We start from the raw sequence: 23474 nt of genomic DNA, 5'->3' as shown, positions 1-23474 counted from the left end.
CCCGGCGCGCCCGCCAGCCCCGCTGCGGCGCCCGTTCCGGCCACCGGATACGACCCTCGTGAAACCTCTCCTGCTCTCGCACTTCACCGCCACCAGTTGCATCGGCAGCGGCCTCGATGCGACCCTCGACGCGCTGCGCAACGCACGCGGCGGGCTCACGCCGTGCGATTTCGAACGCGCCGATCTCGACACCTGGATCGGCGCCGTGGACGGTGTCGATACGCATCCCGTGCGCACGGATCTCGCCGACTTCGACTGCCGCAACAACCGCCTCGCGCAACTCGGCCTCGTCCAGGACGGCTTCGACGCGCGCGTCGCGGCGGCCGTGGCGCGCCATGGCGCCGCGCGCGTCGGCGTGTTCATCGGCACGAGCACGTCCGGCATCCTCGAAACCGAGCGCGCATACGCGCAACGCGATCCGGCGAGCGGCGCGCTGCCCGCCGGCTTCCGCTATGCGCACACGCACAACCCGTATTCGCCGGCCGCGTTCGTGCGCGCGTATTTCGCGCTGCGCGGGCCGGCGATGGCGATCTCGTCCGCGTGTTCGTCCGGCGCGAAGGTATTCGGCTCCGCGCGACGGATGATCGAAGCGGGGCTGATCGACGCGGCCGTCGTCGGCGGCGTCGATTCGCTGTGCCTGACGACGCTGTACGGCTTCAATTCGCTCGAACTGCTGTCGCGCCGGCCGTGCCGGCCGTTCGACGTCGCGCGCGACGGCATCTCGATCGGCGAAGCGGCTGCGTTCGCGCTGCTCGAACGCGTGCCGGATACACGCGCCGCGCTCGACGACGACGCGATCCTGCTGCTCGGCGTCGGCGAATCGAGCGATGCGCATCACATGTCGTCGCCGCATCCGGAAGGGCTCGGTGCCCGGCTCGCGATCGAACAGGCGCTCGCCTCCGCCGGCCTCGCTGCAGGCGACATCGACTACGTGAACCTGCACGGCACCGCGACGCCCAGCAACGATGCCGCCGAAAGCCGCGCCGTGGGCGCGCTGCTCACGCGCACGCCGTGCAGCTCGACGAAGGGGGCGACCGGTCACACGCTCGGCGCGGCCGGCGCGCTCGAAGCGGTCGTCGCCGCGCTCGCGCTGCGCGAGCAGTTCGTGCCGGCCGGCGTCAACACGACGCAACCCGACCCGGCGCTGGCCGCCGACTACGTGCTCGCGAGCCGCGAGGCCCGCGTGCGCGCGGTCCTGTCGAATTCGTTCGGATTCGGCGGCACGAACTGCAGCCTGATCCTCGGCCGTGCCGAGCATGCCCGCCGCGGGGAGCCGACATGACCCTCACCGCCTTCATCGAAAGCGTCGGCCTCGTCGGGCCGGGACTGAACGACTGGCCGCACGCGGCCGACGTGCTCGCGGGCCGCGCGGCCTATGCGAGCACGCGCACCGTGCTGCCGCCGCCCGCCAGCCTGCCGCCGGCGGAACGCCGCCGCACCGGCCCCGTCGTGCGCGTCGCGCTGGCGGTCGGCCTCGAGGCGGCGGCCGCGAGCGGGCGCGATGCCGCCACGCTCGCGACCGTGTTCAGCGCGTCCGGCGGCGACGGCCAGAACTGCCACGCGATCTGCGAGACCCTCGCCGGCGACGATCGTCACCTGTCGCCCACGCGCTTTCACAACTCCGTGCACAACGCGCCGGCCGGCTACTGGAGCATCGCGACCCGCGCAATGGCGACGTCGAACGTGCTGTGCGCACACGACGGCAGCTTTGCCGCGGGCCTGCTCGAGAGCCTGTGCCAGGTCGCGGTCGATCGCGTGCCGAGCCTGCTGATCGCCTACGACACCGACTATCCGGAGCCGCTGCGCGCGGTACGTCCGATCGTCGACGCATTCGGCGTCGCGCTCGTGCTCGCGCCCGACGCGAGCGAACGCACGCTCGCGCGCATCGACGTGCAGCTCACCGACGCGCCGGCGACGACGCTCGCGAACCCCGAACTCGACGCGCTGCGCACCGGCAATCCGGCCGCGCGCGCACTGCCGCTGCTCGACGCGCTCGCCGCGCGGCGCACGGCAAGTGTCGTGCTCGATTATCTGGAAGACGCGCGCGTGCAGGTCGATATCGCGCCGGCGGATCCCACGGCGGAGCACGCGCCATGACGACGCCCGCCGCGACGCCGATGCCTGCGCCGACGACGGCCACGCTCGATCGCGCATGGATCGCCGCGCACATTCCGCACGACGGCGCGATGTGCTTGCTCGATCGCGTCGAAGCATGGGATGCCGTGCGGATCCGCTGCAGCGCGACGAGCCATCGCGATCCGCACAACCCGCTGCGCTCGCGCGGCCGGCTCGCATCGGTCTGCGGAATCGAATACGCGGCACAGGCGATGGCCGTGCATGGCGCGCTGGTCGGTGCGCAACACGCGCAGACGGAACCCGCGCGGCCGCGCGCCGGCTATCTGGCGAGCGTGCGCAACGTCGACGCGTTCGTCGATCGGCTCGACACGTTCGAGCTGCCGCTGACCGTCGACGCCGAGCGCATCGGCGGCGACGACCGCTCCGTGCTGTACGGCTTCACGCTGCGCTGCGGCGAGCGCGTGCTGCTCGGCGGCCGCGCCGCGGTGATGCTCGATGCATCGGCGGCCGGCGTACTCGTTCCGCCGCCTGCCGGCCGCGCGGACCCTCGATGACTAGCCCCAAGGAAACCAGGTCGTGAAAGCACGTCAGTTCATTTGCACCGCGTTTGTTCTCGCGCTGATCAGCCCGATCGCGCACGCGGACATGTCGGAAGTGAAGCAGGACATCAAGCGCGATTCGAAGGAAGCCGCGCACAAGACCGGCGAGGCCGCGCGCAGCTTCGGCCACGCGACCGCGAGCGCCGCGAAGACGGTCGGCCACGGCATCGCGCATGCGTCGCGCGAGGGCTGGGATGCCACCAAGCGCACGACGAAGCGGATCTTCCACAAGAACGATTCGGGCGAAGGCTCGGCGAAAAGCAGCGATTGAGCGTGGGCGTCCCGCGCACCGCGCGCGGCACACGAATGCGCGCGATGCGGCACGACGCGCGAACGCGCCGTTGCCGCACCGCCGCCGTCAACGCGTGCCGCTGCGCGTGCGACGCGCCGGCCCGCGCGCGAAGCACTTGCCGTACGCGACGAGCCAGCAATCGCGATGATCGAAGTTGCGCAGCAGCCGCGCGCGGCGCCGCTCGAGCCAGTGAAGCGCGATCGCCATCGTCAGTGCGACGGCCAGTGCCGAGCCGCCGATCGCGAGTCCCATCCAGGTGTCACCCATGCCTCCTCCGGAATGCGAGGCCGGTGCGGCGCGCGTGCCGCGACGCGGTGGCCGGAGCGCGGGCGCACACGGGCCGTCGCATGCGCGGCGAACCTGCGTCCGTGATCCGTCACCGCGCGCTTGGCGCGTCGCCCCGGCGCTGGATACAGCGGGAGCACGGCCCGGACGCGCGCGCGAACGCCGCCCGGGCCGCCGCGCGTCAGTGCATGTGCTGGCCGCCGTTGATCGCGATGTTGGAGCCCGTCACGAAGCCGGCCTCCTCCGAGCACAGAAACGCGATCAGCGCCGCGACTTCCTCGGGTCGACCGAGCCGTCCCGCCGGAATCTGCGGAAGGATCTTCGTATCGAGGATGTCCTGCGGGATCGCCGTCACCATCTTCGTCGCGAGATAGCCCGGCGATACCGTATTCACCGTCACGCCCTTGCGCGCGATCTCGAGCGCGAGCGATTTCGTGAAGCCGTGCATGCCGGCCTTCGCGGCCGCGTAGTTGGTCTGGCCGACCGAGCCCTTCGAGCCGTTGACTGACGAGATGTTGACGATGCGTCCCCAGCCGCGCTCGACCATGCCGTCGCAGACCGGCTTCGTCATGTTGAACACGGAATCGAGGTTGGTGCGGATCACCGCATCCCAGTTGACCTTGTCGAGCTTGCGCAGCGTCATGTCGCGCGTGATGCCCGCGTTGTTCACCAGGATGTCGACCGGGCCGACGTCCCGGGCGATCTTGTCGATGCACTGCTGGCACGAATCGTGATCGGCCACGTCCACCGGATACGCATGGAATTCGCGGCCGGCCGCATGCATTTCCGTCAGCCAGCGATCGGCGCCCGCGTTGTTCGGCGAATACGTGACGACGACCCGGTGGCCCGCATCGTTCAACCGGATGCTGATCGCTTCGCCGAGGCCGCCCATTCCACCAGTCACAACTGCAATTCGCTTAGTCATCCTATGAATTACCGACAAAAAAGTAGTCAATGATGCGGAGCGACGGCATGGCACATGCTGTTGCCCCACCGCTGCGATGCGCTGGCGCCCGCGAGGCGGGCACGGCGCACCGGAACTTCACGCTTGTTGTTGGCTGCTTGTTCCGCGCGAAGGTTGCTGCGCACGCGTGCGGTGCTGGCCGGCGCCGCCCGCGTGCAATATCGTCAGATCTGGCTCAATCGCGTTCGACCGCAAGCGCGACGCCCATCCCGCCGCCGATGCACAGCGACGCCAGCCCGCGCTTCGCATCGCGCTTGACCATCTCGTGCAGCAGCGTCACCAGGATCCGGCAGCCCGACGCGCCGATCGGGTGACCGATCGCGATCGCACCGCCGTTCACGTTCACCTTCGACGTGTCCCAGCCCATCTGCTTGTGCACCGCCAGCGCCTGCGCCGCGAAGGCCTCGTTGATTTCCATCAGGTCCAGGTCGCCCGGCGTCCAGCCCGCTCGCTCCAGGCAGCGGCGCGATGCCGGCACCGGACCCATGCCCATCACGCTCGGATCCACGCCCGCGTTCGCGTATGCCTTGATCCGTGCAAGCGGCGTCAGGCCGAGCGCCGCCGCCTTCTGCGCCGACATCACCAGCACCGCCGCCGCGCCGTCGTTCAGCCCCGACGCGTTCGCCGCCGTCACCGAGCCGTCCTTCGAGAACGCCGGCTTCAGCCCCGCCAGCGATTCCGCCGTCACGCCGTGACGCACGAACTCGTCGGTCGCGAACTGCAGCGGCTCGCCCTTGCGCTGCGGAATCGACACCGGCACGATCTCCGCATCGAAGCGGCCGGCCTTCTGCGCGGCCTCCGCCTTGTTCTGCGACAGCGCCGCGAACGCGTCCTGCTCCTCGCGCGTGATCCCGTATTCCTTCGCGACGTTCTCCGCCGTGATGCCCATGTGGTACTGGTTGTACACGTCCCACAGGCCGTCGACGATCATCGTGTCGACCAGCTTCGCGTCGCCCATCCGGAACCCGTCGCGCGAGCCCGGCAGCACGTGCGGCGCCGCGCTCATGTTTTCCTGGCCGCCGGCGATCACGATGTCCGCGTCGCCCGCCACGATCGCGTTCGCCGCCAGCATCACCGCCTTCAGGCCCGAGCCGCACACCTTGTTGATCGTCATGCCCGGCACCGCGTTCGGCAGGCCGGCCTTGATCAGCGACTGGCGCGCCGGGTTCTGCCCCGAACCCGCCGCCAGCACCTGGCCCATGATCACTTCGCTCACCTGCTCGGGCTTCACGCCCGAACGCTCCAGCACCGCGCGAATCACCGTCGCGCCCAGCTCCGGTGCCGCGATCTTCGCGAGCGAGCCGCCGAATTTGCCGACCGCGGTCCGCGCGGCCGATACGATCACTACGTCCGTCATGTTCTCTTCCTGCATTGAAATCAGTGGGTCGATCCGTATTGCGCGCCGGTACGGCGCGGCGGCGGCGCGCGAGCGCCATGCGGCCGGCGATGCGGTTGCACGCTCGCGCGCATGCGCGCCGCGCATCCGCCCGCCTCGACCGCGTCCGGGCACGCGGCGGCGAACCGGACGTACGCCGACCGCCGCGCGGCACACGCGGCGGCCGGCGCCCGCCGGCGCCGCTCAATTAGTGTCTAGTGTCGCGCCTGCGCGCGACACGCGCTCATGCAGCCGATTCGCGCGAAGCGGCTTCCTTGCGAGCGGCGGCGGCGGTCTGCTTGGCACCGCGGGCCGTCGTTTCGCTGACCGCGTCGAAACCGCTTTGTGCGGCCTCGATCGCCTGCCCCGTCGCTGCACGCACGGAGTCGGCCGCGGCCGTCGCCGCGGACAGCGCCGAGTTCAGCGCGGCGACCACGGCGCCCGAACCCGCCGGCGCATGCTTCGTCAGCTCGCCGACCACTTCCTTCACGCGCTTGTCGTTCTGTTCGTACTGAGCCTGGGCAACCTTCGCCCACTCGGCCTGCGTCGACACCGCGATATCGAACAGATGACGACCGTATGCGACGGCCTTGCCGGCGGCTTCCTGCGGCGCGGCGACTTGCTGCGCGAAGCCTGCCGCCGGGTTGCTCGCGTTGAACGCGTTCTTCAGCTTGTCCTCGTATTCCTCGAGCGCCGTCTTGGCCGCTTGCAGGTTGAGTTCGACGACTGCCTCGAAACCATTGATTGCCGGACGGGCAATCGCGAACCACGCGGCGATTCCGGACTGATAATCGGCGGCGAATTTTTCGGGGGCAAATACGGACATCGGGCACGCTCCTGTTGGCAATGCGAGAGACGACGTAAAGAAAATGGAAGGCAGATCGAGGGCCTGCTTCCTTATTCACAACCCTCGGACACGATTGACTGCGAAGAGTTGAGGATGGCCATTTTAGATGGATTAATTGTCAATTAAATTGCATTAATGCTAGGTGAAAACCCTTAGCAGCCGAAGCGCCCGCTCCACGACAGAGCGCGTTCGTAATAGGGTCGTGTCGCAACGCCTTGTCCAGCAATGATTTTTACCTTTTTACAGGATAACCCACCGTAGCTGCCCGCAACATTTACCCCGTCATTATTCCCGTTATTAGAAAAAGGGCGCGCATTGAAAATGGGGCGGATGCTTATGTAATCGTTTTTCCAGATTTATTTTGAAATCGTTCCCGGGATTATTAATGACGAATTCAATGATCGTATATAAATCGCCGGGACGTGCGACGGCGCCCGCCCCTCACCCGACCAGTTCGCGATGCAGCGCGCGAAACTCCTGCGCGAGCTTGTGCGCCGGCTCGAGATGGATCACCGGCGTCGACTGCTGATGCGACTCGCGGATCTTCACCGACGCCGACAGCCGCGACGCCAGCACCGGCAGCCCCTCCTCGACGAGCTCGTCGACCAGCCGCTGCGGCAGGCTCGCCCGTGGCTGAAACTGGTTGATGACGATCCCTTCGACCTCGAGCGCCGCGTTGTGGTCCTGCTGGATTTCCTTCACGTTCTCGAGCAGCGTGTACAGCGCCCGGCGCGAGAAGTCGTCGCAGTCGAACGGAATCAGGCAACGCTCGACCGCGATCAGCGCCGAGCGCGTGTAGAAGTTCAGCGCGGGCGGCGTGTCGATGTAGACGGCATCGTAGGTGTCGAGCTCGTTGAGCGCATCGCGCAGCTTGTAGATCTTGTAGCGCGACTCGAGCTTGCCGTGCAGCGTGTCGAGGTCCGGATGCGCGGGCATCACGTCGAGCCCGTCAAACGGCGTCGGATGGATGAACGATGCGACGTCGACCGGCCGGAAGTTGAACGTCAGCGCGGTCTCGAAGAATTCGGCGACGCCGGGATGCGCGTCGGCCGCGCGATCGCCGAGCAGGTAGCGGGTGGAATTCGCCTGCGCGTCGAGGTCGATGACGAGCGTGCGCAGCCCTTCGCTCGCGCTGATCGCCGCCAGGTTGCAGACGATCGTCGACTTGCCCACACCGCCCTTCTGGTTGAACACGACCCGCCGCATGGTGTCTCCTTCGATCGAAACGTCGAAAGAACGAGCTTAGCCGGTCAATCGTGGCGGCCGCGTGACATAGGTCAGATGCGCGGCAGCGGCTCTGACGCATGACGGTTGCCGGGCCCGCTCCATCGGTCCGTTGTCGCGAGGATCCAGTCCTGTTCAGCAGTTGCGGTCACTCGGCGCGATTTCGTCGGCGTGAAGCCTGCGAGATGTTCGCCGCACGGGGGGAAGCGCGTCAGCCACGGCCGGCCTCCGGGGCGCGGGGCGTAAACGAAAAAAGACCCGAAGGCCCGTGCCAAGCGATTCGCTTGACTCGGACATTCGGGCCCATTCCGGTGCGGGATGCCGACGTTCCGTCAGAACGGAATATCGTCGTCCATCTCGTCGAAACCGCCGCCTGCCGGCGCGCTCGGACGGCTCTGACCACCGCCTGCACCGCCGCGCGGCGCACCGCCGGCACGGCCGCCGCCACCGCCGCGTTCCATCTGTTCGCCGCCGCGACCGCCGCCACCACCACCGTAGCCGCCGCCGTAACCGCCTTCGTCACCACCGCCACCGCCGCCGCCGCCCGAACCGCCGCGGCCGCCGAGCATCTGCATCTGGTCGGCGACGATTTCGGTCGAATAGCGATCCTGGCCGTCCTGGCCCTGCCACTTGCGCGTGCGGATACGGCCCTCGATATAGACCGACGAACCCTTCTTCAGGTATTCGCTGACGATTTCGGCGAGACGGCCGAAAAACGCGACGCGGTGCCACTCGGTCATTTCCTTGAAATCGCCGCTTGCCTTGTCCTTGTAGCGATCGGTCGTCGCGAGACGGATGTTCGCAACCGCGTCGCCGCTCGGCAGGTAACGGACTTCAGGATCGGCGCCGAGATTGCCGACGAGGATGACCTTGTTGACGGATGCCATGTGTTTCTCCAGTAAATTCGATGCCGGGCCGCCCGCGAATGTCGTCGGAGCGGCCCGCCGGGCAAGCCGGCGAGCGCCGCCGGTGCCTGCCCGAAAAGAGGGTTCAGGCCTTGCGCGGCGGCGCTTTCATGCTGGCCGCGATTATAAGCCACGCCGCCACGAGCCCCGAGCATGCATAGAAGACGGTGTTCGCGCCGCCGTGCTTCAGCAGCCAGCCGCCCACGATGCCGCCGAGCGCGAGCCCGATCGATTGCGTGGTGTTGTAGACGCCCGTGGCCGCGCCCTTGCGCGAACCGGGCGCGAGCTTCGACACGAGCGACGGCTGCGACGCTTCCAGGATGTTGAAGCCGAGGAAGTATACGAACAGGATCGCCGCCACAATCAGGATGGTATGCGGTGCGCTGCCGAGCAACAATTGGCCGATAAGGATAGCCAGAATGCCGCCGAGCAGCACCGGCTTCATCTTGCCCCGTTTTTCCGCGACGATGATCGCCGGGACCATCATCACGAACGCGAGCCCCATCACCGGCAGGTAGACCTTCCAGTGCGCGGCGACCGGCAGCCCGCCGTCGACCAGCAGGCGCGGCACGACGAGGAACAGTGCCGTCTGCGTCGCGTGCAGCACGAGCACGCCGAAGTTCAGGCGCAGCAGCTCGCCGTTGTGGAGCACCTCGCCGAACGGCGCCGGCACGTGCACGGGCTTCGCCGCATCGGGCACGATCCACATCACGACGCCGATCGCGAGAATCGACAGCACGCCGACGATCGCGAACAGCCCGCTCATCCCGACCCAATGGAACACGATCGGCGCGCCGACGATCGCGACCGCGAATGACACGCCGATCGAGCCGCCGACCATCGCCATCGCCTTCGTGCGGTTCTGTTCGGAGGTCAGGTCGGCGATGAACGCGAGCACCGCGGACGACACGGCGCCCATGCCCTGGATCACGCGGCCGACGATGATCCACGTGATGTCGTGCGCGAACGCGGCGACGAAACTGCCGAGCGCGAAGATCAGCAAGCCGGTGGCGATCACGGGCTTGCGGCCGAACTTGTCCGACGCCCACCCGTAGAAGATGTACAGCAGCGACTGCGTGACGCCGTAGGCCCCGAGCGCGATGCCGACGAGCAGCACGTTGTCGCCGCCCGGGATGGTTTTCGCGTAGACCGAGAAAACCGGCATGATCATGAACAGGCCGAGCATGCGCAGCGCGAAGATCGCCGCGAGCGACGTGGTCGCGCGCAGTTCGGGCGCACTCATGCGGGAAGACGTGGCGGACGGATTGGACATCGGGAATGAATTTCGAATGATCGGAATGTCCGCCCGGCGGCGGGCGGCGGAAGATCAGGGCCACCGGCCCGGCGGGCCTGGCAGGCGCTTTCCGGGACTGCTTTCCGGGACGTCACGCAGGCTGCCCGCGGGCCGCCTCGAGCCGTGCGGCGCGGCCGCTTCCCCGGCGTGGAACCGCCTTGCTGCCAGCTGCTGCAAAGGCTGGGGACCCCCAACGACGGCCTCGAAAAGCCGTTATAGTAGCAGGTTTGGTTCCCTCCATTTTCGCCAGGTTCATGGAACAGATCCGTATCCGTGGGGCACGCACCCACAACCTGAAAAACGTCAATCTCGACCTGCCGCGCCACAAGCTGATCGTGATTACCGGGTTGTCAGGGTCGGGCAAGTCGTCGCTCGCGTTCGACACCCTTTATGCCGAAGGCCAGCGCCGCTACGTCGAAAGCCTGTCCGCGTACGCCCGCCAGTTCCTGCAACTGATGGAGAAACCCGACGTCGACCTGATCGAGGGCCTGTCGCCCGCGATCTCGATCGAGCAGAAGGCGACGTCCCACAACCCGCGTTCGACCGTCGGCACGGTCACCGAAATCCACGACTACCTGCGACTTTTGTTCGCACGTGTCGGCACGCCGTATTGCCCCGACCACGACATCCCGCTCGAGGCGCAGAGCGTGTCGCAGATGGTCGACGCGGCGCTCGCGCTGCCCGAGGAAACCAAGCTGATGATCCTCGCGCCCGTCGTCGCGAACCGCAAGGGCGAGCACGCCGAGCTGTTCGAGGACATGCAGGCGCAGGGCTTCGTCCGCTTTCGCGTGCGCTCGGGCGGCGGCACCGCGAACGAGGGCGTCGCGAAGATCTTCGAGGTCGAGTCGCTGCCGAAGCTCAAGAAGAACGACAAGCACACGATCGACGTCGTGGTCGACCGGCTGAAGGTGCGCCCGGACATGAAGCAGCGCCTCGCCGAATCGTTCGAGACCGCGCTGCGCCTCGCCGACGGCCGCGCGATCGCGCTGGAAATGGACACCGACCGCGAACACCTGTTCAGCTCGAAGTTCGCGTGCCCGATCTGCTCGTACTCGCTGCAGGAGCTCGAGCCGCGCCTGTTCTCGTTCAACAACCCGATGGGCGCGTGCCCGGAATGCGACGGCCTCGGCCAGATCACGTTCTTCGATCCGAAGCGGGTCGTCGCGCACCCGTCGCTGTCGCTCGCGGCGGGCGCCGTGAAGGGCTGGGACCGCCGCAACCAGTTCTATTTCCAGATGCTGCAGAGCCTGGCGGCGTTCTACGAATTCGACATCGACGCCGCGTTCGAGGACCTGCCCGAGAAGATCCGCAAGGTGCTGCTGTTCGGCTCGGGCAAGCAGACGATCCCGTTCTCGTACATCAACGAGCGTGGCCGCACGACGATCCGCGAGCACGTGTTCGAAGGGATCATCCCGAACCTCGAGCGCCGCTACCGCGAAACCGATTCGGTCGCGGTGCGCGAAGAGCTCGCGAAATACCAGAACAACCAGCCGTGCCCGTCGTGCGACGGCACGCGGCTGCGCCGCGAGGCGCGCCACGTGCGGGTCGGCACCGGCGACTACGCGCGCGGCATCTATGAAATCAGCGGCTGGCCGCTGCGCGACGCGCTCGGCTATTTCGACGGCCTGTCGCTCGACGGCGCGAAGCGCGAGATCGCCGACAAGGTGATCAAGGAAATCGTCGCGCGCCTGACCTTCCTGAACAACGTCGGCCTCGACTACCTGTCGCTCGAGCGCAGCGCCGAAACGCTGTCCGGCGGCGAGGCGCAGCGGATCCGGCTCGCGTCGCAGATCGGCTCGGGCCTGACCGGCGTGATGTACGTGCTCGACGAGCCGTCGATCGGCCTGCACCAGCGCGACAACGACCGCCTGATCGCGACGCTCAAGCACCTGCGCGACCTCGGCAACTCGGTGATCGTCGTCGAGCACGACGAGGACATGATCCGAACGGCCGACTACGTCGTCGACATGGGCCCCGGCGCGGGCGAGCACGGCGGCGTGGTGGTCGCCGAAGGCACGCCGAAGCAGGTGCAGTCGAACCCGCAGTCGCTGACGGGCCAGTATCTGGTCGGCAAGCGCACGATCGAGTATCCGGACGAGCGGATCGCGCCCGATCCGGAGCGGATGCTGCGCATCGTCGACGCGCACGGCAACAACCTGAAGCACGTCGATCTCGAGCTGCCGGTCGGCCTGTTGACCTGCATCACCGGCGTGTCGGGTTCCGGCAAGTCGACGCTGATCAACGACACGCTGTACCACGCGGTCGCGCGCCACCTGTACGGCTCGTCGGCCGAGCCGGCGCCGCACGAGGCAATCGAAGGCCTCGAGCACTTCGACAAGGTGATCAACGTCGACCAGTCGCCGATCGGCCGCACGCCGCGTTCGAACCCGGCCACCTACACGGGCCTGTTCACGCCGATCCGCGAGCTGTTCTCGGGTGTGCCGACCGCGAAGGAGCGCGGCTACGATCCGGGCCGCTTCTCGTTCAACGTGAAGGGCGGCCGCTGCGAGTCGTGCCAGGGCGACGGCGTGCTGAAGGTCGAGATGCACTTCCTGCCGGACGTCTACGTCCCGTGCGACGTGTGCCACGGCAAGCGCTACAACCGCGAAACGCTCGAAGTGCAGTACAAGGGCAAGAACATCAGCGAAGTGCTCGACATGACGGTCGAGCACGCGTACGAATTCTTCAGCGCGGTGCCGGTCATCGCCCGCAAGCTGAAGACGCTGCTCGACGTCGGCCTCGGCTACATCCGCCTCGGCCAGTCGGCCACGACGCTGTCGGGCGGCGAGGCGCAGCGCGTGAAGCTGTCGCTGGAGCTGTCGAAGCGCGACACGGGCCGCACGCTGTACATCCTCGACGAGCCGACCACCGGCCTGCACTTCCACGACATCGCGCTGCTGCTCGAAGTGATCCACCGGCTGCGCGACCAGGGCAACACGGTCGTGATCATCGAGCACAACCTCGACGTGATCAAGACCGCCGACTGGGTGATCGACCTCGGCCCCGAGGGCGGCGCCGGCGGCGGCCAGATCATCGCGCAGGGCACGCCCGAGCAGGTCGCGAAGACGAAGGCGAGCTTCACCGGCAAGTACCTCGCGCCGCTGCTCAAGCGTCCCACCCGCAAGGCGGCGGCCGGCTGACACTTTCCGTTCCCGCGCGCGGCTGCCGGCCGCGCGCGTCCGGCGCCCGCGGCGGCGCCGGCCTCATCGTTTTCCCTTCTGCGGTTTTCCCTTCTGCGTTTACACCACGAGCCAAACTGCCCCGTGGCGGACCATAATGGCAGCTATACTTTACGGTCGTAAGGTTCGCCATCCGCACCAATCCGGTGCGGCACCGGGCGACCGCCGTCCTGCCGCCCACCGCGCGGCACGACACACGAACGACAGGAATCCACGATGGAGAAGCAACAAGAGTCGCGCGACGCGCAGAACCGCGAGCCGCACCTGCGCAGCGTGCGGCTGACGAGCGACTTCAGCCTGCCGAAGCTGTCGGCAATCGAGATCGGCAGCTACCTGTTCGCCCTCGTCGCGATGGTGCTCGTCATCGAACTGAAGCTGCTGGGCGGGCTGCTGGCCGGCATGCTGGTCTATCAGCTGATCCACACGATCGCCCCGGTGGTCGAACGCCACACCACGAGCATGCGGGCGCGCTGGGTCGCCGTCGTGCTGCTGTCGATCGCCATCGTCGGCGGGCTCACGGGCCTGACGATCGGCATCATCGAGCACTTCGAGCACACGGTGCCGAACCTGCAGAGCCTGCTCGACCAGCTGATGCAGATCGTCGAGCAGACCCGCGCCCGCACGCCGTCCTGGATCGCGAGCCTGCTGCCGGTCGACGTCGAACAGATGAAGACCAAGGCGGCGCTGCTGATGCACTCGCACATGGATCAGCTCCAGCAAGGCGGCAAGAGCGTCGCGCGCGGCTTCGGCCACGTGCTGTTCGGGATGATCATCGGCGCGATGATCGCGATCGGCGTCGAGCACGGCAAGGTGCGCCGGCCGCTGTCGACCGCGCTCGTCACGCGCGTGTCGCGCTTCGCCGAATCGTTCCGCCGGATCGTGTTCGCGCAGATCAAGATCTCGGCGATCAACGCGACCTTCACCGGCATCTACCTGCTCGTCGCGCTGCCGATCTTCCATCAGCGGCTGCCGCTGTCGAAGACGCTCGTGCTCGTCACGTTCATCGTCGGCCTGCTGCCGGTGATCGGCAACCTGATCTCGAACACGCTGATCGTCGCGGTGTCGCTGTCGGTCAGCATGGGTACGGCGATCGCGTCGCTCGCGTTCCTCGTCGTGATCCACAAGTTCGAATACTTCCTGAACGCGAAGATCATCGGCGGCCAGATCGAGTCGCGCGCGTGGGAGCTGCTGCTCGCGATGCTGATCATGGAAGCCGCGTTCGGGCTGCCGGGCGTGATCGCCGCGCCGATCTTCTATGCGTACCTGAAGCGCGAGCTGTACATGCTGCGGTTGATCTGACGCCCCCCGCCCCGGCGCGTCGCGCGCCTCACACGAAAAAAACGCCGCGCCCCGTGAAGGGCGCGGCGTTTTTGCACGCGGGCCGGCGGGCCGGACGGCCGATAGCCGCCCCGAACCGCCGATCAGCGGAACACGACCGTCTTCGTCCCGTTCAGCACGATCCGGTGCTCGACGTGCCACTTCACGGCGCGCGCGAGCGTCACGCACTCGACGTCGCGGCCGATCGCGGTGAGCTGGTCGGGCGTCATGCTGTGATCGACGCGCTCGACTTCCTGCTCGATGATCGGGCCTTCGTCGAGATCGGTCGTCACGTAGTGCGCGGTCGCGCCGATCAGCTTCACGCCGCGGTCGAACGCCTGGTAGTACGGCTTCGCGCCCTTGAAGCTCGGCAGGAACGAATGGTGGATGTTGATCGCCCGGCCGGCGAGCTGCTGGCACATGTTCGGCGACAGGATCTGCATGTAGCGCGCGAGCACGACGAGATCGGCCTGGTGTTCGTCGATCACTTCGAGCACGCGCGCTTCCTGCGCGGCCTTCGCCGCATCGGACGAACCGCCGACGAGCGGGAAGTGATGGAACGGGATGTTGTAGCTCGCGGCGAGCTGGTAGAACTCCTTGTGGTTCGACACGATCGCCGGGATCTCGATCGGCAGCTGGCCGGTGCGGTAGCGGAACAGCAGGTCGTTCAGGCAGTGGCCGATCTTCGACACCATGATCACGACGCGCGGCTTCACGGCCGCGTCGTGCATCTCCCAGCGCATCGCGAACTGCTCGGCGAGCGGCGCGAATTCGTTGCGAAGCGTGTCGAGCGCCGACGCGGCATCCGCGCCGCCACCGTCCTGCACGAAGTGCACGCGCATGAAGAACTCGCCGGTGCGGCTGTCGCCGAACTGCGCCGAATCGAGGATGTTGTTGGCGCGCTCGAACAGGAAGCCCGAGACCGCGTGGACGATGCCGTGCCGGTCGGGGCACGACAGTTTCAAGATAAAGCTGTGATCGGTCGACATGACCGCTACTCCCTTCGTTTCGGTATTCGTCAAATAGGCCGTTCGTTCGGCCGCGCTCGTGCCGGCGTGCCGCGCGTTACGCGGCCGGCGCGAACAGCGCGTCGATGCCGGCCGCGTCGGCCGCCGGGAGCCAGCGATGGCGCAGCAGCGTGTCGAGCATCGCGAGGCTCGCATCCATCGTCGCGCGGCCTTCGCGCAGCCAGCCGATCACCTCGGGCACACCGGCCAGCAGGTGCTCGGCCACTTCGCCATCCTGGTTGTGCGGCGCGAAGTCGCGCGGCAGCGGCAGGTCGTACACGAAGATCAGTTCGGACTGCGTGCCTTCCGGCAGCGAGCACAGCACCTGCACCGCCCGGCCCGCGATCGCGCGCGCCGCCAGTTCGGCCGGCATGCCGGCCTCTTCCCAGCATTCCTTCGTGAGCGTCTCGTGAACGCCCAGGCCCCAGCCGATGCCGCCCGCGACGACGTTGTCGAGCATGCCGGGATCGGTGGCCTTGGTCGCGCTGCGGCGGCCGAGCCACATCCGCGGCACGGCCGGCTCGCCCGGCGCAACCGCATATTCTACGATGCCGTTCAGGTGCACCGCATAGGTCTGCGTGCCGAAGAAGCGCGACGCGGCGCGTTCGATATACGCGAGCGGCGGATCGTCGAAGCGGTTGCGGATCGCGTAGATCTCGTCGCGCCAGCCCGGAATCGCGCCCTCGGCCGCGAGCGCGCCGATCGCGCTCGCGAGCGCCATGCTGCGCGCGTCGACCGTGTCGTAACGCGCCGACAGCACGACGCGCGCGTCGGTCAGCTCGAACACGTCGGGCCAGCGGGCGAGCTTCGCGACGTCCCGGCGACGCACCCAGCCGACCTGCTCGCCGGCGATCTCGAAACGCAGGTGCGCGGCCGGATCGAAGCGGCGCGCGGCTGCGATGCACGGAAACGTCATCGGCTCAGTCCTTCAGCGCGACGCGAATGCCGATCGCGATGAAAGTCGCGCCGGCGATCCGGTCGAGCCACACGCCGGCCTTCGGGCGGCGCTTCAGCCATGTGCCGATCGCGCCCGCGCCGACGCCGAACAGCGAGAACACCACGGCCGTCTGCAGCATGAACAGCGCCCCGAGCTCGAACATCTGCAGCGTCACGCCCTGCACGCCATGCGGATCGACGAACTGCGGCAGGAACACGACGAAGAACAGCGTGACCTTCGGATTCATCAGGTTGCCGATCACGCTCTGCCGGAAGATCGCGCCAAGCGGCTGCGGCGGACGCTCGTGCGCGTTCGCGAGACCCTGGCTGCGCAGCGCCTTGATGCCGATCCACACGAGGTACGCGGCGCCCGCGAGCTTCAGTATCTGGAACGCGACCGGCGACGAGCGCAACACGGCCGCGACGCCGAGCGCCGCGAGCGTCGTATGGAACAGGATCCCGGCCGTGAAGCCGAGCGCGGCGACGAAGCCGGCCGCGCGGCCCTGCGAGATGCCGCGCGCGAGCACCTGCAGGTTGTCGGGACCCGGCGCGAACGTGATCGCAATCGACGTGGCGAGAAACAGCATGAAGTTGGGCATCGTGACCTCGCGGCGTGGGCCGGCGTCCAGTGGTTCAGTGGCCGGCGAATTCGGTGACGGTATAGACGGGCAGCCCCGCGTTGCGCAGCAGCGTCGAGCCACCGAGATCGGGCAGATCGATGATCGCCGCGCCTTCGACGACGACCGCGCCGAGCCGCTGCAGCAGGTTGCGCCCCGCCATCATCGTGCCGCCGGTGGCGATCAGGTCGTCCATGATGATCACGCGGTCGCCGGCGCGGCACGCGTCTTCGTGGATCTCGACCGTCGCGCTGCCGTATTCGAGGTCGTACGACTCCGAGCACGTCTTGTACGGCAGTTTGCCGACCTTGCGGATCGGCACGAAGCCGACGCTCAATTCGTACGCGACGATCGGCGCGATGATGAAGCCGCGCGCGTCGAGCCCCGCGACGTAGTCGAGCTTCGCATCGACATAGCGTTCGACGAACAGGTCGACGAGGATGCGCAGCGCCTTCGGGCTCTGCAGCAGCGTCGTGATGTCGCGGAACATCACGCCCGGCTGCGGCCAGTCGGGCACGGTGCGGATCTGGCTGTGGATGAAGGCGACCGGATCGAGCGGTGCGCCCGACGACGAATGCGGCATGAAACTCTCCGAAAAAAACGGTGCGCGAAGATCGGGCACCGTTTCGAACAAATACGGGTCAGGTTATCGAATCGCGACTCAGGCGACCGCGGCCGGCGGCTCGCGCCGATGGCGCGACAGCCGCTCCTCCGCAAGCGCGAGCGCCTCTGGCAGCCCGCGCAGCACGACGATGTCGCTCGCGCGCAGCTTGGTCTGCGGGTCGGGCTCGACGCCGCGGATGCCGTGCCGGCGGATCGCCGTGACTTCCAGCCCGAGCGCATACAGCCCGAGTTCCTCCAGCGAGCGCCCGACCGCGTCCGCGCGCGCATCGACCGGCACCGATTGTAGCCGCACCTGCTCGTGATCGTCGTCGTCCGCATCGTCCGCGCCGCGGAAATAGCCGCGCAACAGGCTGTAGCGCTCGTCGCGCATCTCCTCGACACGCCGCACGACCTTGCGCATCGGCACGCCGACCAGCACCAGCGTGTGCGACGCGAGCATCAGGCTGCCCTCGACGATCTCCGGAATCACCTCGGTCGCGCCGGCCGCGAGCAGCTTCTCGAGATCGGCGTCGTCGACCGTGCGCACGATCGCCGGCAGCGTCGGCTCCAGTTCGTGCACGTGATGCAGCACGCGCAGCGCGGACGGCGTGTTCGCATACGTGATCGCGACGGCCGCCGCGCGATGGATACCCGCCGCGAGCAGCGACTCGCGGCGCGCCGCGTCGCCGAACACGACCGATTCGCCGGCCGTCGCGGCCGCGCTCACGCGATCGGGGTCGAGGTCCAGCGCGACGTACGAAATGCCTTCCTGCTCGAGCATGCGCGCCAGGTTCTGCCCTGCGCGGCCGTAGCCGCAGATGATCACGTGGCCGCGCTGCTTGAGGCTTTGCGTCGCGATCCGCGTCATCTGCAGCGACTGCTGCATCCATTCCGTCGACGACAGCCGCATCACGATCCGGTCGGCATTCTGGATCAGGAACGGCGCGGCGAGCATCGACAGCAGCATCGACGCGAGAATCGCCTGCAGCAGCGTCGGATCGACGAGATGCCGGTCGAGGATCAGGTTCAGCAGCACGAAGCCGAATTCGCCGGCCTGCGCGAGGCCGATGCCGGTGCGCATCGCGACGCCCGGCGTCGCGCCGAACAGCCGCGCGAGGCCAGCGATCATCGTCCCCTTGAACAGGATCTGCCCGACGAAGAAGCCGAACACGAGCAACGGATGCTCCCAGATCACGCGCGGATCGAGCAGCATCCCGGTCGTCACGAAGAACAGGCCGAGCAGCACGTCGCGAAACGGCTTGATGTCTTCCTCCACCTGATGGCGGAACGGCGTCTCGGAGATCAGCATGCCCGCGATGAACGCGCCGAGCGCGAGCGACAGGCCGAAGCGGTCGGTGATGAACGCGGCGCCGAGCGTGACGAGCAGCAGGTTCAGCACGAACAGCTCCTGCGAGCGGCGCCGCGCGACGACGTTGAGCCAGCGCGTCATGAAACGCTGCCCGACGATCAGCAGCAGCGCCAGCGCGATCACGATCTTGACCGCCGCGAAACCGAGCGTGAGCGCGAGATCCTTCGACGACTCGGCGCCGAACGCGGCGATCACGATCAGCAGCGGCACCACGGCCAGATCCTGGAACAGCAGCACGCCGAAGATGTTGCGGCCGTGCGCGGTCTCGATCTCGAGCCGCTCGGCGAGCATCTTCGACACGATCGCCGTCGACGACATCGCGAGCGCGCCGCCGAGCGCGATGCAGCCCTGCCACGTGATGTGCACCCAGCGCTCGAACAGCATGCCGAGCGCCAGCGCGAGCACGAGCGTCGCGACCACCTGCAGGAGGCCCAGCCCGAACACGAGCCGCTGCATCGCCCGCAGCTTCGCGAGCGAGAATTCGAGGCCGATCGAGAACATCAGGAACACCACGCCGAATTCCGCGAGATGCTCGGCCCGCTCCAGATCCGCGGCGACGCCGAACGCGTGCGGCCCGACCAGGATGCCGACGGTCAGGTAGCCGAGCATCGGCGGCAGGTTCAACGAGCGAAATACGACGACGCCCACCACCGAGGCCAGCAGCAGCAGCAGGGTCATTTCGAGCGGGGAAATCACGGGCGAAGCGTCCTCGTTCGTCGGGGCCACGGCAATGCGGGCGCGGGTGGTGGCGGTGGGCAAGCGGCATCGGACGAGTCCGAAGGCGCGGCGCGGCGAACAAACGCCTTTGCTATACTCCGCGCATGATAGCGAAAATCAATGATGATCGGGCGCTCGCGCTCGCCCGCGACGTGCTCGACATCGAGGCGGACGCCGTGCGCGCGCTGCGCGACCAGCTCGACGGCGACTTCGTCCAGGCCGTCGCGCTGCTGCTCGGCTGCCGCGGCCGCGTCGTCGTATCCGGCATCGGCAAATCGGGGCATATCGCCCGCAAGATCGCGGCCACGCTGGCGAGCACCGGCACGCCGGCCTTCTTCGTCCACCCGGCCGAGGCCAGCCACGGCGACCTCGGCATGGTCACGTCGGACGACGTCTTCATCGGCATCTCCTATTCCGGCGAGTCGGAAGAACTCGTCGCGATCCTGCCGCTCGTGAAGCGGATCGGCGCGAAGCTGATCGCGATCACGGGCCGTGCGGAATCGAGCCTCGGCACGCTCGCCGACGTGAACCTGAACGCCGCGGTCTCGAAAGAAGCCTGCCCGCTGAACCTCGCCCCCACCGCGAGCACGACCGCCGCGCTCGCGCTCGGCGATGCGCTCGCCGTCGCGGTGCTCGACGCGCGCGGCTTCGGCTCCGAGGATTTCGCGCGCTCGCATCCGGGCGGCGCGCTCGGCCGGCGCCTGCTCACCCACGTGCGCGACGTGATGCGCTCGGGCGACGACATTCCGCGCGTCGGGCTCGACGCGACGTTGTCGGACGCACTGTTCCAGATCACCGCGAAGCGGCTCGGCATGACCGCCGTGGTCGACGCCGACGGCCGCGTGGCCGGCATCTTCACCGACGGCGACCTGCGCCGCGTGCTGGCGCGCGACGGCGATTTCCGCACGCTGCCGATCGTCGACGTGATGACGCGCAAACCGCGGACGATCGGCCCCGACCATCTCGCGGTCGAAGCCGTGGAACTGATGGAGCGCCACCGGATCAACCAGATGCTGGTGGTCGATGCCGACGGCGCACTGATTGGCGCGCTGAACATGCACGACCTGTTTTCGAAGAAGGTGATCTGATGAGCGCAGCGCTGACTGCGGCCGAACGCGCGAGCCGCGTGAAGCTGATGATTTTCGACGTCGACGGTGTGCTGACCGACGGCGGCCTGCTGTTTACCGCGGCAGGCGACGCGATGAAGTCGTTCAATTCGCTCGACGGCCACGGCGTGAAGCTGCTCGGCGAGGCCGGCATCGCGACCGCGATCATCACCGGGCGCCGCTCGGAAATCGTCGCGGCCCGCGCGAAGGAAATGAAGATCGCGCATCTGTTCCAGGGCGTCGAGAACAAGCTCGCCGTGTTCGACGACCTGATCGCGTCGCTCGGCATCACCGCCGACGCCGCCGGCTACATGGGCGACGACTGGCCCGACCTGCCGGTGATGCTGCGCTGCGGCTTCGCGACGGCACCGGCCAACGCGCACCCCGAGGTGATCGCCCGCGCGCACTGGGTGGCCGAGGCCCGCGGCGGCAACGGCGCGGTGCGCGAAGTCTGCGACGCGATCCTGCGCGCGCAGCGCCGCTACGACGCGCTGCTCGCGGCTGCCTGCGGAGCCTGACGGATGAACACGCATTTCCGCTGGACCCAGCTGCTGCCGCTCGTCGCGGTCGCCGCACTCGCGGGCATCACGTGGTGGCTGCTGCAGGCGACGTTGCCACCGCCCGGCGAAGGCACCGTGCAGCCGAAGCGCCACACGCCCGACTATTTCGCGGACAACTTCTCGGTCACCGAACTCGACCAGACGGGCACGACGCAATACCGCCTGACGGCCGCGAAGCTGATCCATTACGAAGACACCGAAAACAGCGACCTGACCGATCCGGCCATGCGCGCATTCCAGCCCGGCAAGCCGGTCGTGACGACCACCGCGAAGCGCGGCACCGTCAACGGCGACGTGTCGATCGTCGACTTGTACGACGACGCACGCATCCTGCGCGTGGCCGGCGGCGGCGATCCGCAGATGCAGGCCGATTCCCAGCATTTCCGGATCTTCGTCAATGACGATGTGATCCAGACCGAAAAGCCGGTTAAACTTCAGCGCGGCCTGTCGCTCGTCAACGCGACCGACGGCATGAAGTACAACAACGTCACCCGGGTCATCGAGCTTTACGGCAACGTGCGCGGCACGATCGCCGCTGCGGACACGTCCGGCGGCTCGAAAGGTCAATCCAGGTGACGCATCCCTCACGTGACTGCATGAACGAACCGTTCCCTCGACAGAATTCCGGCGGCGCTGCGCGCGCCGTCCGCGCCGCGCTCGCCGCGACGCTCGTGGCGCTCCCGCTCGTCGGGCTGGCGCCGCTCGCCCATGCCGAGAAGGCCGACCAGAACAAGCCGATCAACGTCGAGGCCGACAACCTGACCTATGACGACCTGAAGCAGGTGACGGTCGCGACCGGCAACGTCGTGATCACGAAAGGCACGATCATCATCAAGGGTGACCGCGTCGAAGTGCGCCAGGATCCCGAAGGCTATCAGTACGCGACGTCGTTCGGCAGCGGCAAGAAGCACGCGACGTTCCGCCAGAAGCGCGAAGGTCTCGACGAGTACATCGACGGCGACGCCGAGCGCATCGACTACGACGGCAAGCAGGACCTGACGACGCTGACCACCGCCGCGACCGTGCGCCGCCTGCAAGGCACGTCGACGATCGCCGATACCGTGCACGGCAGCGTGATCACGTACGACGGCCAGCGCGACTTCTACACCGCGAAGGGCGGCAAGGACGTCGCGGCGCCGGGCAACCCGAACGGCCGCGTGCGCGCGATGCTGTCGCCGAAGAACGGCGGCCCCGGGCAGCTGAACGGCGCGCCGGCGAAGCTGTCGCCGTCGACCACGATCCAGGGAGCGCCGGGCCAATGAACGCGCTTCCGAACCGCCAGCCGGCCGGCACGACGAGCTCGCTCGTCGTCCGCAACCTGAAGAAACGCTACGGCTCGCGCACGGTCGTCAAGGACGTGTCGCTCGACGTGAAGAGCGGCGAAGTCGTCGGCCTGCTCGGCCCGAACGGCGCCGGCAAGACGACGTCGTTCTACATGATCGTCGGCCTCGTGCCGCTCGACGCGGGCGAGATCTCGCTGAACGGCAGCTCGATCAGCCTGCTGCCGATCCACAAGCGTGCGTCGCTCGGCCTGTCGTACCTGCCGCAGGAAGCATCGGTGTTCCGCAAGCTGACCGTCGAGGAAAACATCCGCGCGGTGCTCGAACTGCAGCACGGCGAAGACGGCAAGCGGCTGTCGAAGGACGCGATCGCGTCGCGCACCGAGGCGCTGCTCGACGAGCTGCAGATCGGCCATCTGCGCGAGAACCCGGCGCTGTCGCTGTCGGGCGGCGAACGCCGTCGCGTCGAGATCGCGCGCGCGCTGGCGACCAACCCGAACTTCATCCTGCTCGACGAACCGTTCGCAGGCGTCGACCCGATCGCGGTGCTCGAGATCCAGAAGATCGTCAAGTTCCTGAAGCAGCGGAACATCGGCGTGTTGATTACCGATCACAACGTCCGCGAAACGCTCGGCATCTGCGACCACGCATACATCATCAGCGACGGTTCGGTGCTCGCCGCCGGCGCGCCGAGCGAAATCATCGAAAACGAAAGCGTGCGCCGCGTGTACCTCGGCGAACACTTCCGCATGTAACTTCCCCCGTGGCTGGCCGCCGCTCCGGCGCCCGGCATCGCCGCGCGGGGCCGCGTCCGCGTGCCCCGCACGGCGGCCCCTGCGGCCGTACGCCGCGCCGCGCGTAATCGCGGATGGCTCAAGGCGCCTGGGTCGTGGCAAACTGCCGGTATGACTCCCTCTCTGCC

Annotated in this window: 23 protein-coding genes; 11 read left to right on the top strand and 12 right to left on the bottom strand. The window is 67.8% G+C overall.

What is annotated here, in order from left to right:
• The first annotated feature begins 58 nt into the window (after positions 1-58).
• The 4 genes from ACV22V_RS13915 to ACV22V_RS13900 are packed head-to-tail and all read left to right on the top strand — an operon-like array spanning position 59 to position 2946.
• Positions 59-1282: a beta-ketoacyl-[acyl-carrier-protein] synthase family protein gene (locus ACV22V_RS13915; RefSeq protein WP_059528271.1), complete on the top strand. Its 1224-nt coding sequence runs from the start codon at positions 59-61 to the stop codon at positions 1280-1282.
• Positions 1279-2097 (top strand): beta-ketoacyl synthase chain length factor, encoded by an 819-nt coding sequence (locus ACV22V_RS13910; protein WP_448014219.1) that lies wholly within the window; start codon positions 1279-1281, stop codon positions 2095-2097. Before ACV22V_RS13915 ends, ACV22V_RS13910 begins: the two co-directional genes overlap by 4 nt.
• Positions 2094-2630, top strand: a complete 537-nt coding sequence (locus ACV22V_RS13905; RefSeq protein WP_448014217.1) for a hotdog family protein — start codon at positions 2094-2096, stop codon at positions 2628-2630. Before ACV22V_RS13910 ends, ACV22V_RS13905 begins: the two co-directional genes overlap by 4 nt.
• Before the next feature lie 22 nt (positions 2631-2652).
• Positions 2653-2946, top strand: coding sequence for a hypothetical protein (locus ACV22V_RS13900; RefSeq protein WP_059447900.1), 294 nt, complete (start codon positions 2653-2655; stop codon positions 2944-2946).
• 87 nt (positions 2947-3033) lie between these two features.
• Here ACV22V_RS13900 and ACV22V_RS13895 read toward each other — a convergent pair whose 3' ends face one another.
• From ACV22V_RS13895 to ACV22V_RS13865, 7 genes are all read right to left on the bottom strand, one after another.
• Positions 3034-3234: a hypothetical protein gene (locus ACV22V_RS13895; RefSeq protein WP_448014215.1), complete on the bottom strand. Its 201-nt coding sequence runs from the start codon at positions 3232-3234 to the stop codon at positions 3034-3036.
• Positions 3235-3433: 199 nt separating this feature from the next.
• Positions 3434-4177, bottom strand: a complete 744-nt coding sequence (gene phbB / locus ACV22V_RS13890; protein WP_175910603.1) for an acetoacetyl-CoA reductase — start codon at positions 4175-4177, stop codon at positions 3434-3436.
• A 214-nt stretch (positions 4178-4391) separates the two neighbouring features.
• The gene (locus ACV22V_RS13885) at positions 4392-5573 is read right to left on the bottom strand and encodes an acetyl-CoA C-acetyltransferase (protein ID WP_107938165.1); all 1182 of its coding nucleotides are present in this window, start codon (positions 5571-5573) and stop codon (positions 4392-4394) included.
• A 262-nt stretch (positions 5574-5835) separates the two neighbouring features.
• A complete protein-coding gene (phaP, locus tag ACV22V_RS13880; RefSeq protein WP_059526067.1) occupies positions 5836-6417 on the bottom strand; it encodes a TIGR01841 family phasin in 582 nt (193 codons plus the stop codon).
• Between the two features lie 462 nt (positions 6418-6879).
• Complete coding sequence (locus ACV22V_RS13875) at positions 6880-7644, bottom strand: ParA family protein (RefSeq protein ID WP_059526069.1); 765 nt, start codon at positions 7642-7644, stop codon at positions 6880-6882.
• Positions 7645-7994: 350 nt separating this feature from the next.
• The gene (locus ACV22V_RS13870) at positions 7995-8549 is read right to left on the bottom strand and encodes a single-stranded DNA-binding protein (RefSeq protein ID WP_059691466.1); all 555 of its coding nucleotides are present in this window, start codon (positions 8547-8549) and stop codon (positions 7995-7997) included.
• Positions 8550-8652: 103 nt separating this feature from the next.
• Entirely contained in the window at positions 8653-9840 is a 1188-nt protein-coding gene (locus ACV22V_RS13865) for an MFS transporter (RefSeq protein ID WP_059451442.1), read from the bottom strand.
• Between the two features lie 275 nt (positions 9841-10115).
• Between ACV22V_RS13865 and uvrA the strand changes: the two genes are divergently transcribed.
• Together uvrA and ACV22V_RS13855 are read left to right on the top strand one after the other, a co-directional pair.
• On the top strand, positions 10116-13001 hold the full coding sequence (uvrA, locus tag ACV22V_RS13860) for an excinuclease ABC subunit UvrA (RefSeq protein ID WP_059526073.1): 2886 nt from the start codon (positions 10116-10118) through the stop codon (positions 12999-13001).
• Between the two features lie 255 nt (positions 13002-13256).
• Positions 13257-14339 carry an AI-2E family transporter gene (locus tag ACV22V_RS13855; RefSeq protein WP_059526075.1) on the top strand — a complete coding sequence of 361 codons (1083 nt, stop codon included), beginning with the start codon at positions 13257-13259 and terminating at the stop codon, positions 14337-14339.
• A gap of 122 nt (positions 14340-14461) precedes the next feature.
• Here ACV22V_RS13855 and purU read toward each other — a convergent pair whose 3' ends face one another.
• The 5 genes from purU to ACV22V_RS13830 form a co-directional block, all read right to left on the bottom strand.
• Positions 14462-15346 carry a formyltetrahydrofolate deformylase gene (gene purU / locus ACV22V_RS13850; protein ID WP_059526077.1) on the bottom strand — a complete coding sequence of 295 codons (885 nt, stop codon included), beginning with the start codon at positions 15344-15346 and terminating at the stop codon, positions 14462-14464.
• A gap of 76 nt (positions 15347-15422) precedes the next feature.
• Complete coding sequence (locus ACV22V_RS13845; protein ID WP_448014210.1) at positions 15423-16280, bottom strand: NUDIX hydrolase; 858 nt, start codon at positions 16278-16280, stop codon at positions 15423-15425.
• A 4-nt stretch (positions 16281-16284) separates the two neighbouring features.
• Positions 16285-16899, bottom strand: coding sequence for a LysE family translocator (locus ACV22V_RS13840; protein ID WP_059526081.1), 615 nt, complete (start codon positions 16897-16899; stop codon positions 16285-16287).
• A gap of 34 nt (positions 16900-16933) precedes the next feature.
• Entirely contained in the window at positions 16934-17500 is a 567-nt protein-coding gene (locus ACV22V_RS13835) for an adenine phosphoribosyltransferase (RefSeq protein ID WP_059526281.1), read from the bottom strand.
• Between the two features lie 78 nt (positions 17501-17578).
• Positions 17579-19585, bottom strand: coding sequence for a monovalent cation:proton antiporter family protein (locus ACV22V_RS13830; RefSeq protein ID WP_059526284.1), 2007 nt, complete (start codon positions 19583-19585; stop codon positions 17579-17581).
• Positions 19586-19710: 125 nt separating this feature from the next.
• Between ACV22V_RS13830 and kdsD the strand changes: the two genes are divergently transcribed.
• Genes kdsD through lptB form a run of 5 tightly spaced genes read left to right on the top strand, consistent with a single transcriptional unit; the run spans position 19711 to position 23307 of the window.
• Entirely contained in the window at positions 19711-20694 is a 984-nt protein-coding gene (gene kdsD, locus ACV22V_RS13825; protein WP_059526084.1) for an arabinose 5-phosphate isomerase KdsD, read from the top strand.
• Positions 20694-21230: a KdsC family phosphatase gene (locus ACV22V_RS13820; protein WP_059526086.1), complete on the top strand. Its 537-nt coding sequence runs from the start codon at positions 20694-20696 to the stop codon at positions 21228-21230. Before kdsD ends, ACV22V_RS13820 begins: the two co-directional genes overlap by 1 nt.
• A gap of 3 nt (positions 21231-21233) precedes the next feature.
• Complete coding sequence (lptC, locus tag ACV22V_RS13815) at positions 21234-21848, top strand: LPS export ABC transporter periplasmic protein LptC (RefSeq protein ID WP_059451451.1); 615 nt, start codon at positions 21234-21236, stop codon at positions 21846-21848.
• Between the two features lie 20 nt (positions 21849-21868).
• Positions 21869-22534, top strand: coding sequence for a lipopolysaccharide transport periplasmic protein LptA (gene lptA, locus ACV22V_RS13810; RefSeq protein WP_059464489.1), 666 nt, complete (start codon positions 21869-21871; stop codon positions 22532-22534).
• Positions 22531-23307, top strand: coding sequence for an LPS export ABC transporter ATP-binding protein (gene lptB, locus ACV22V_RS13805; protein WP_021162599.1), 777 nt, complete (start codon positions 22531-22533; stop codon positions 23305-23307). The genes lptA and lptB overlap by 4 nt, the downstream gene beginning before the upstream one ends.
• The last annotated feature ends 167 nt before the right edge of the window (positions 23308-23474 follow it).

This window comes from Burkholderia sp. AW33-5 (genome assembly GCF_053427615.1).
The sequence above is the reverse complement of the archived record's forward strand: the minus strand, read 5'-3'. Positions and strand labels throughout refer to the sequence as shown.

Coding starts and splice junctions, on each gene's coding strand:
- ACV22V_RS13910 (WP_448014219.1), top strand. CDS start 1,279: ATGACCCTCACCGCCTTCATCGAAAGCGTCGGCCTCGTCGGGCCGGGA.
- ACV22V_RS13905 (WP_448014217.1), top strand. CDS start 2,094: ATGACGACGCCCGCCGCGACGCCGATGCCTGCGCCGACGACGGCCACG.
- ACV22V_RS13895 (WP_448014215.1), bottom strand. CDS start 3,234: ATGGGTGACACCTGGATGGGACTCGCGATCGGCGGCTCGGCACTGGCC.
- phbB (WP_175910603.1), bottom strand. CDS start 4,177: ATGACTAAGCGAATTGCAGTTGTGACTGGTGGAATGGGCGGCCTCGGC.
- ACV22V_RS13885 (WP_107938165.1), bottom strand. CDS start 5,573: ATGACGGACGTAGTGATCGTATCGGCCGCGCGGACCGCGGTCGGCAAA.
- phaP (WP_059526067.1), bottom strand. CDS start 6,417: ATGTCCGTATTTGCCCCCGAAAAATTCGCCGCCGATTATCAGTCCGGA.
- ACV22V_RS13875 (WP_059526069.1), bottom strand. CDS start 7,644: ATGCGGCGGGTCGTGTTCAACCAGAAGGGCGGTGTGGGCAAGTCGACG.
- ACV22V_RS13870 (WP_059691466.1), bottom strand. CDS start 8,549: ATGGCATCCGTCAACAAGGTCATCCTCGTCGGCAATCTCGGCGCCGAT.
- ACV22V_RS13865 (WP_059451442.1), bottom strand. CDS start 9,840: ATGTCCAATCCGTCCGCCACGTCTTCCCGCATGAGTGCGCCCGAACTG.
- uvrA (WP_059526073.1), top strand. CDS start 10,116: ATGGAACAGATCCGTATCCGTGGGGCACGCACCCACAACCTGAAAAAC.
- ACV22V_RS13855 (WP_059526075.1), top strand. CDS start 13,257: ATGGAGAAGCAACAAGAGTCGCGCGACGCGCAGAACCGCGAGCCGCAC.
- purU (WP_059526077.1), bottom strand. CDS start 15,346: ATGTCGACCGATCACAGCTTTATCTTGAAACTGTCGTGCCCCGACCGG.
- ACV22V_RS13845 (WP_448014210.1), bottom strand. CDS start 16,280: ATGACGTTTCCGTGCATCGCAGCCGCGCGCCGCTTCGATCCGGCCGCG.
- ACV22V_RS13840 (WP_059526081.1), bottom strand. CDS start 16,899: ATGCCCAACTTCATGCTGTTTCTCGCCACGTCGATTGCGATCACGTTC.
- ACV22V_RS13835 (WP_059526281.1), bottom strand. CDS start 17,500: ATGCCGCATTCGTCGTCGGGCGCACCGCTCGATCCGGTCGCCTTCATC.
- kdsD (WP_059526084.1), top strand. CDS start 19,711: ATGATAGCGAAAATCAATGATGATCGGGCGCTCGCGCTCGCCCGCGAC.
- ACV22V_RS13820 (WP_059526086.1), top strand. CDS start 20,694: ATGAGCGCAGCGCTGACTGCGGCCGAACGCGCGAGCCGCGTGAAGCTG.
- lptC (WP_059451451.1), top strand. CDS start 21,234: ATGAACACGCATTTCCGCTGGACCCAGCTGCTGCCGCTCGTCGCGGTC.
- lptA (WP_059464489.1), top strand. CDS start 21,869: ATGAACGAACCGTTCCCTCGACAGAATTCCGGCGGCGCTGCGCGCGCC.
- lptB (WP_021162599.1), top strand. CDS start 22,531: ATGAACGCGCTTCCGAACCGCCAGCCGGCCGGCACGACGAGCTCGCTC.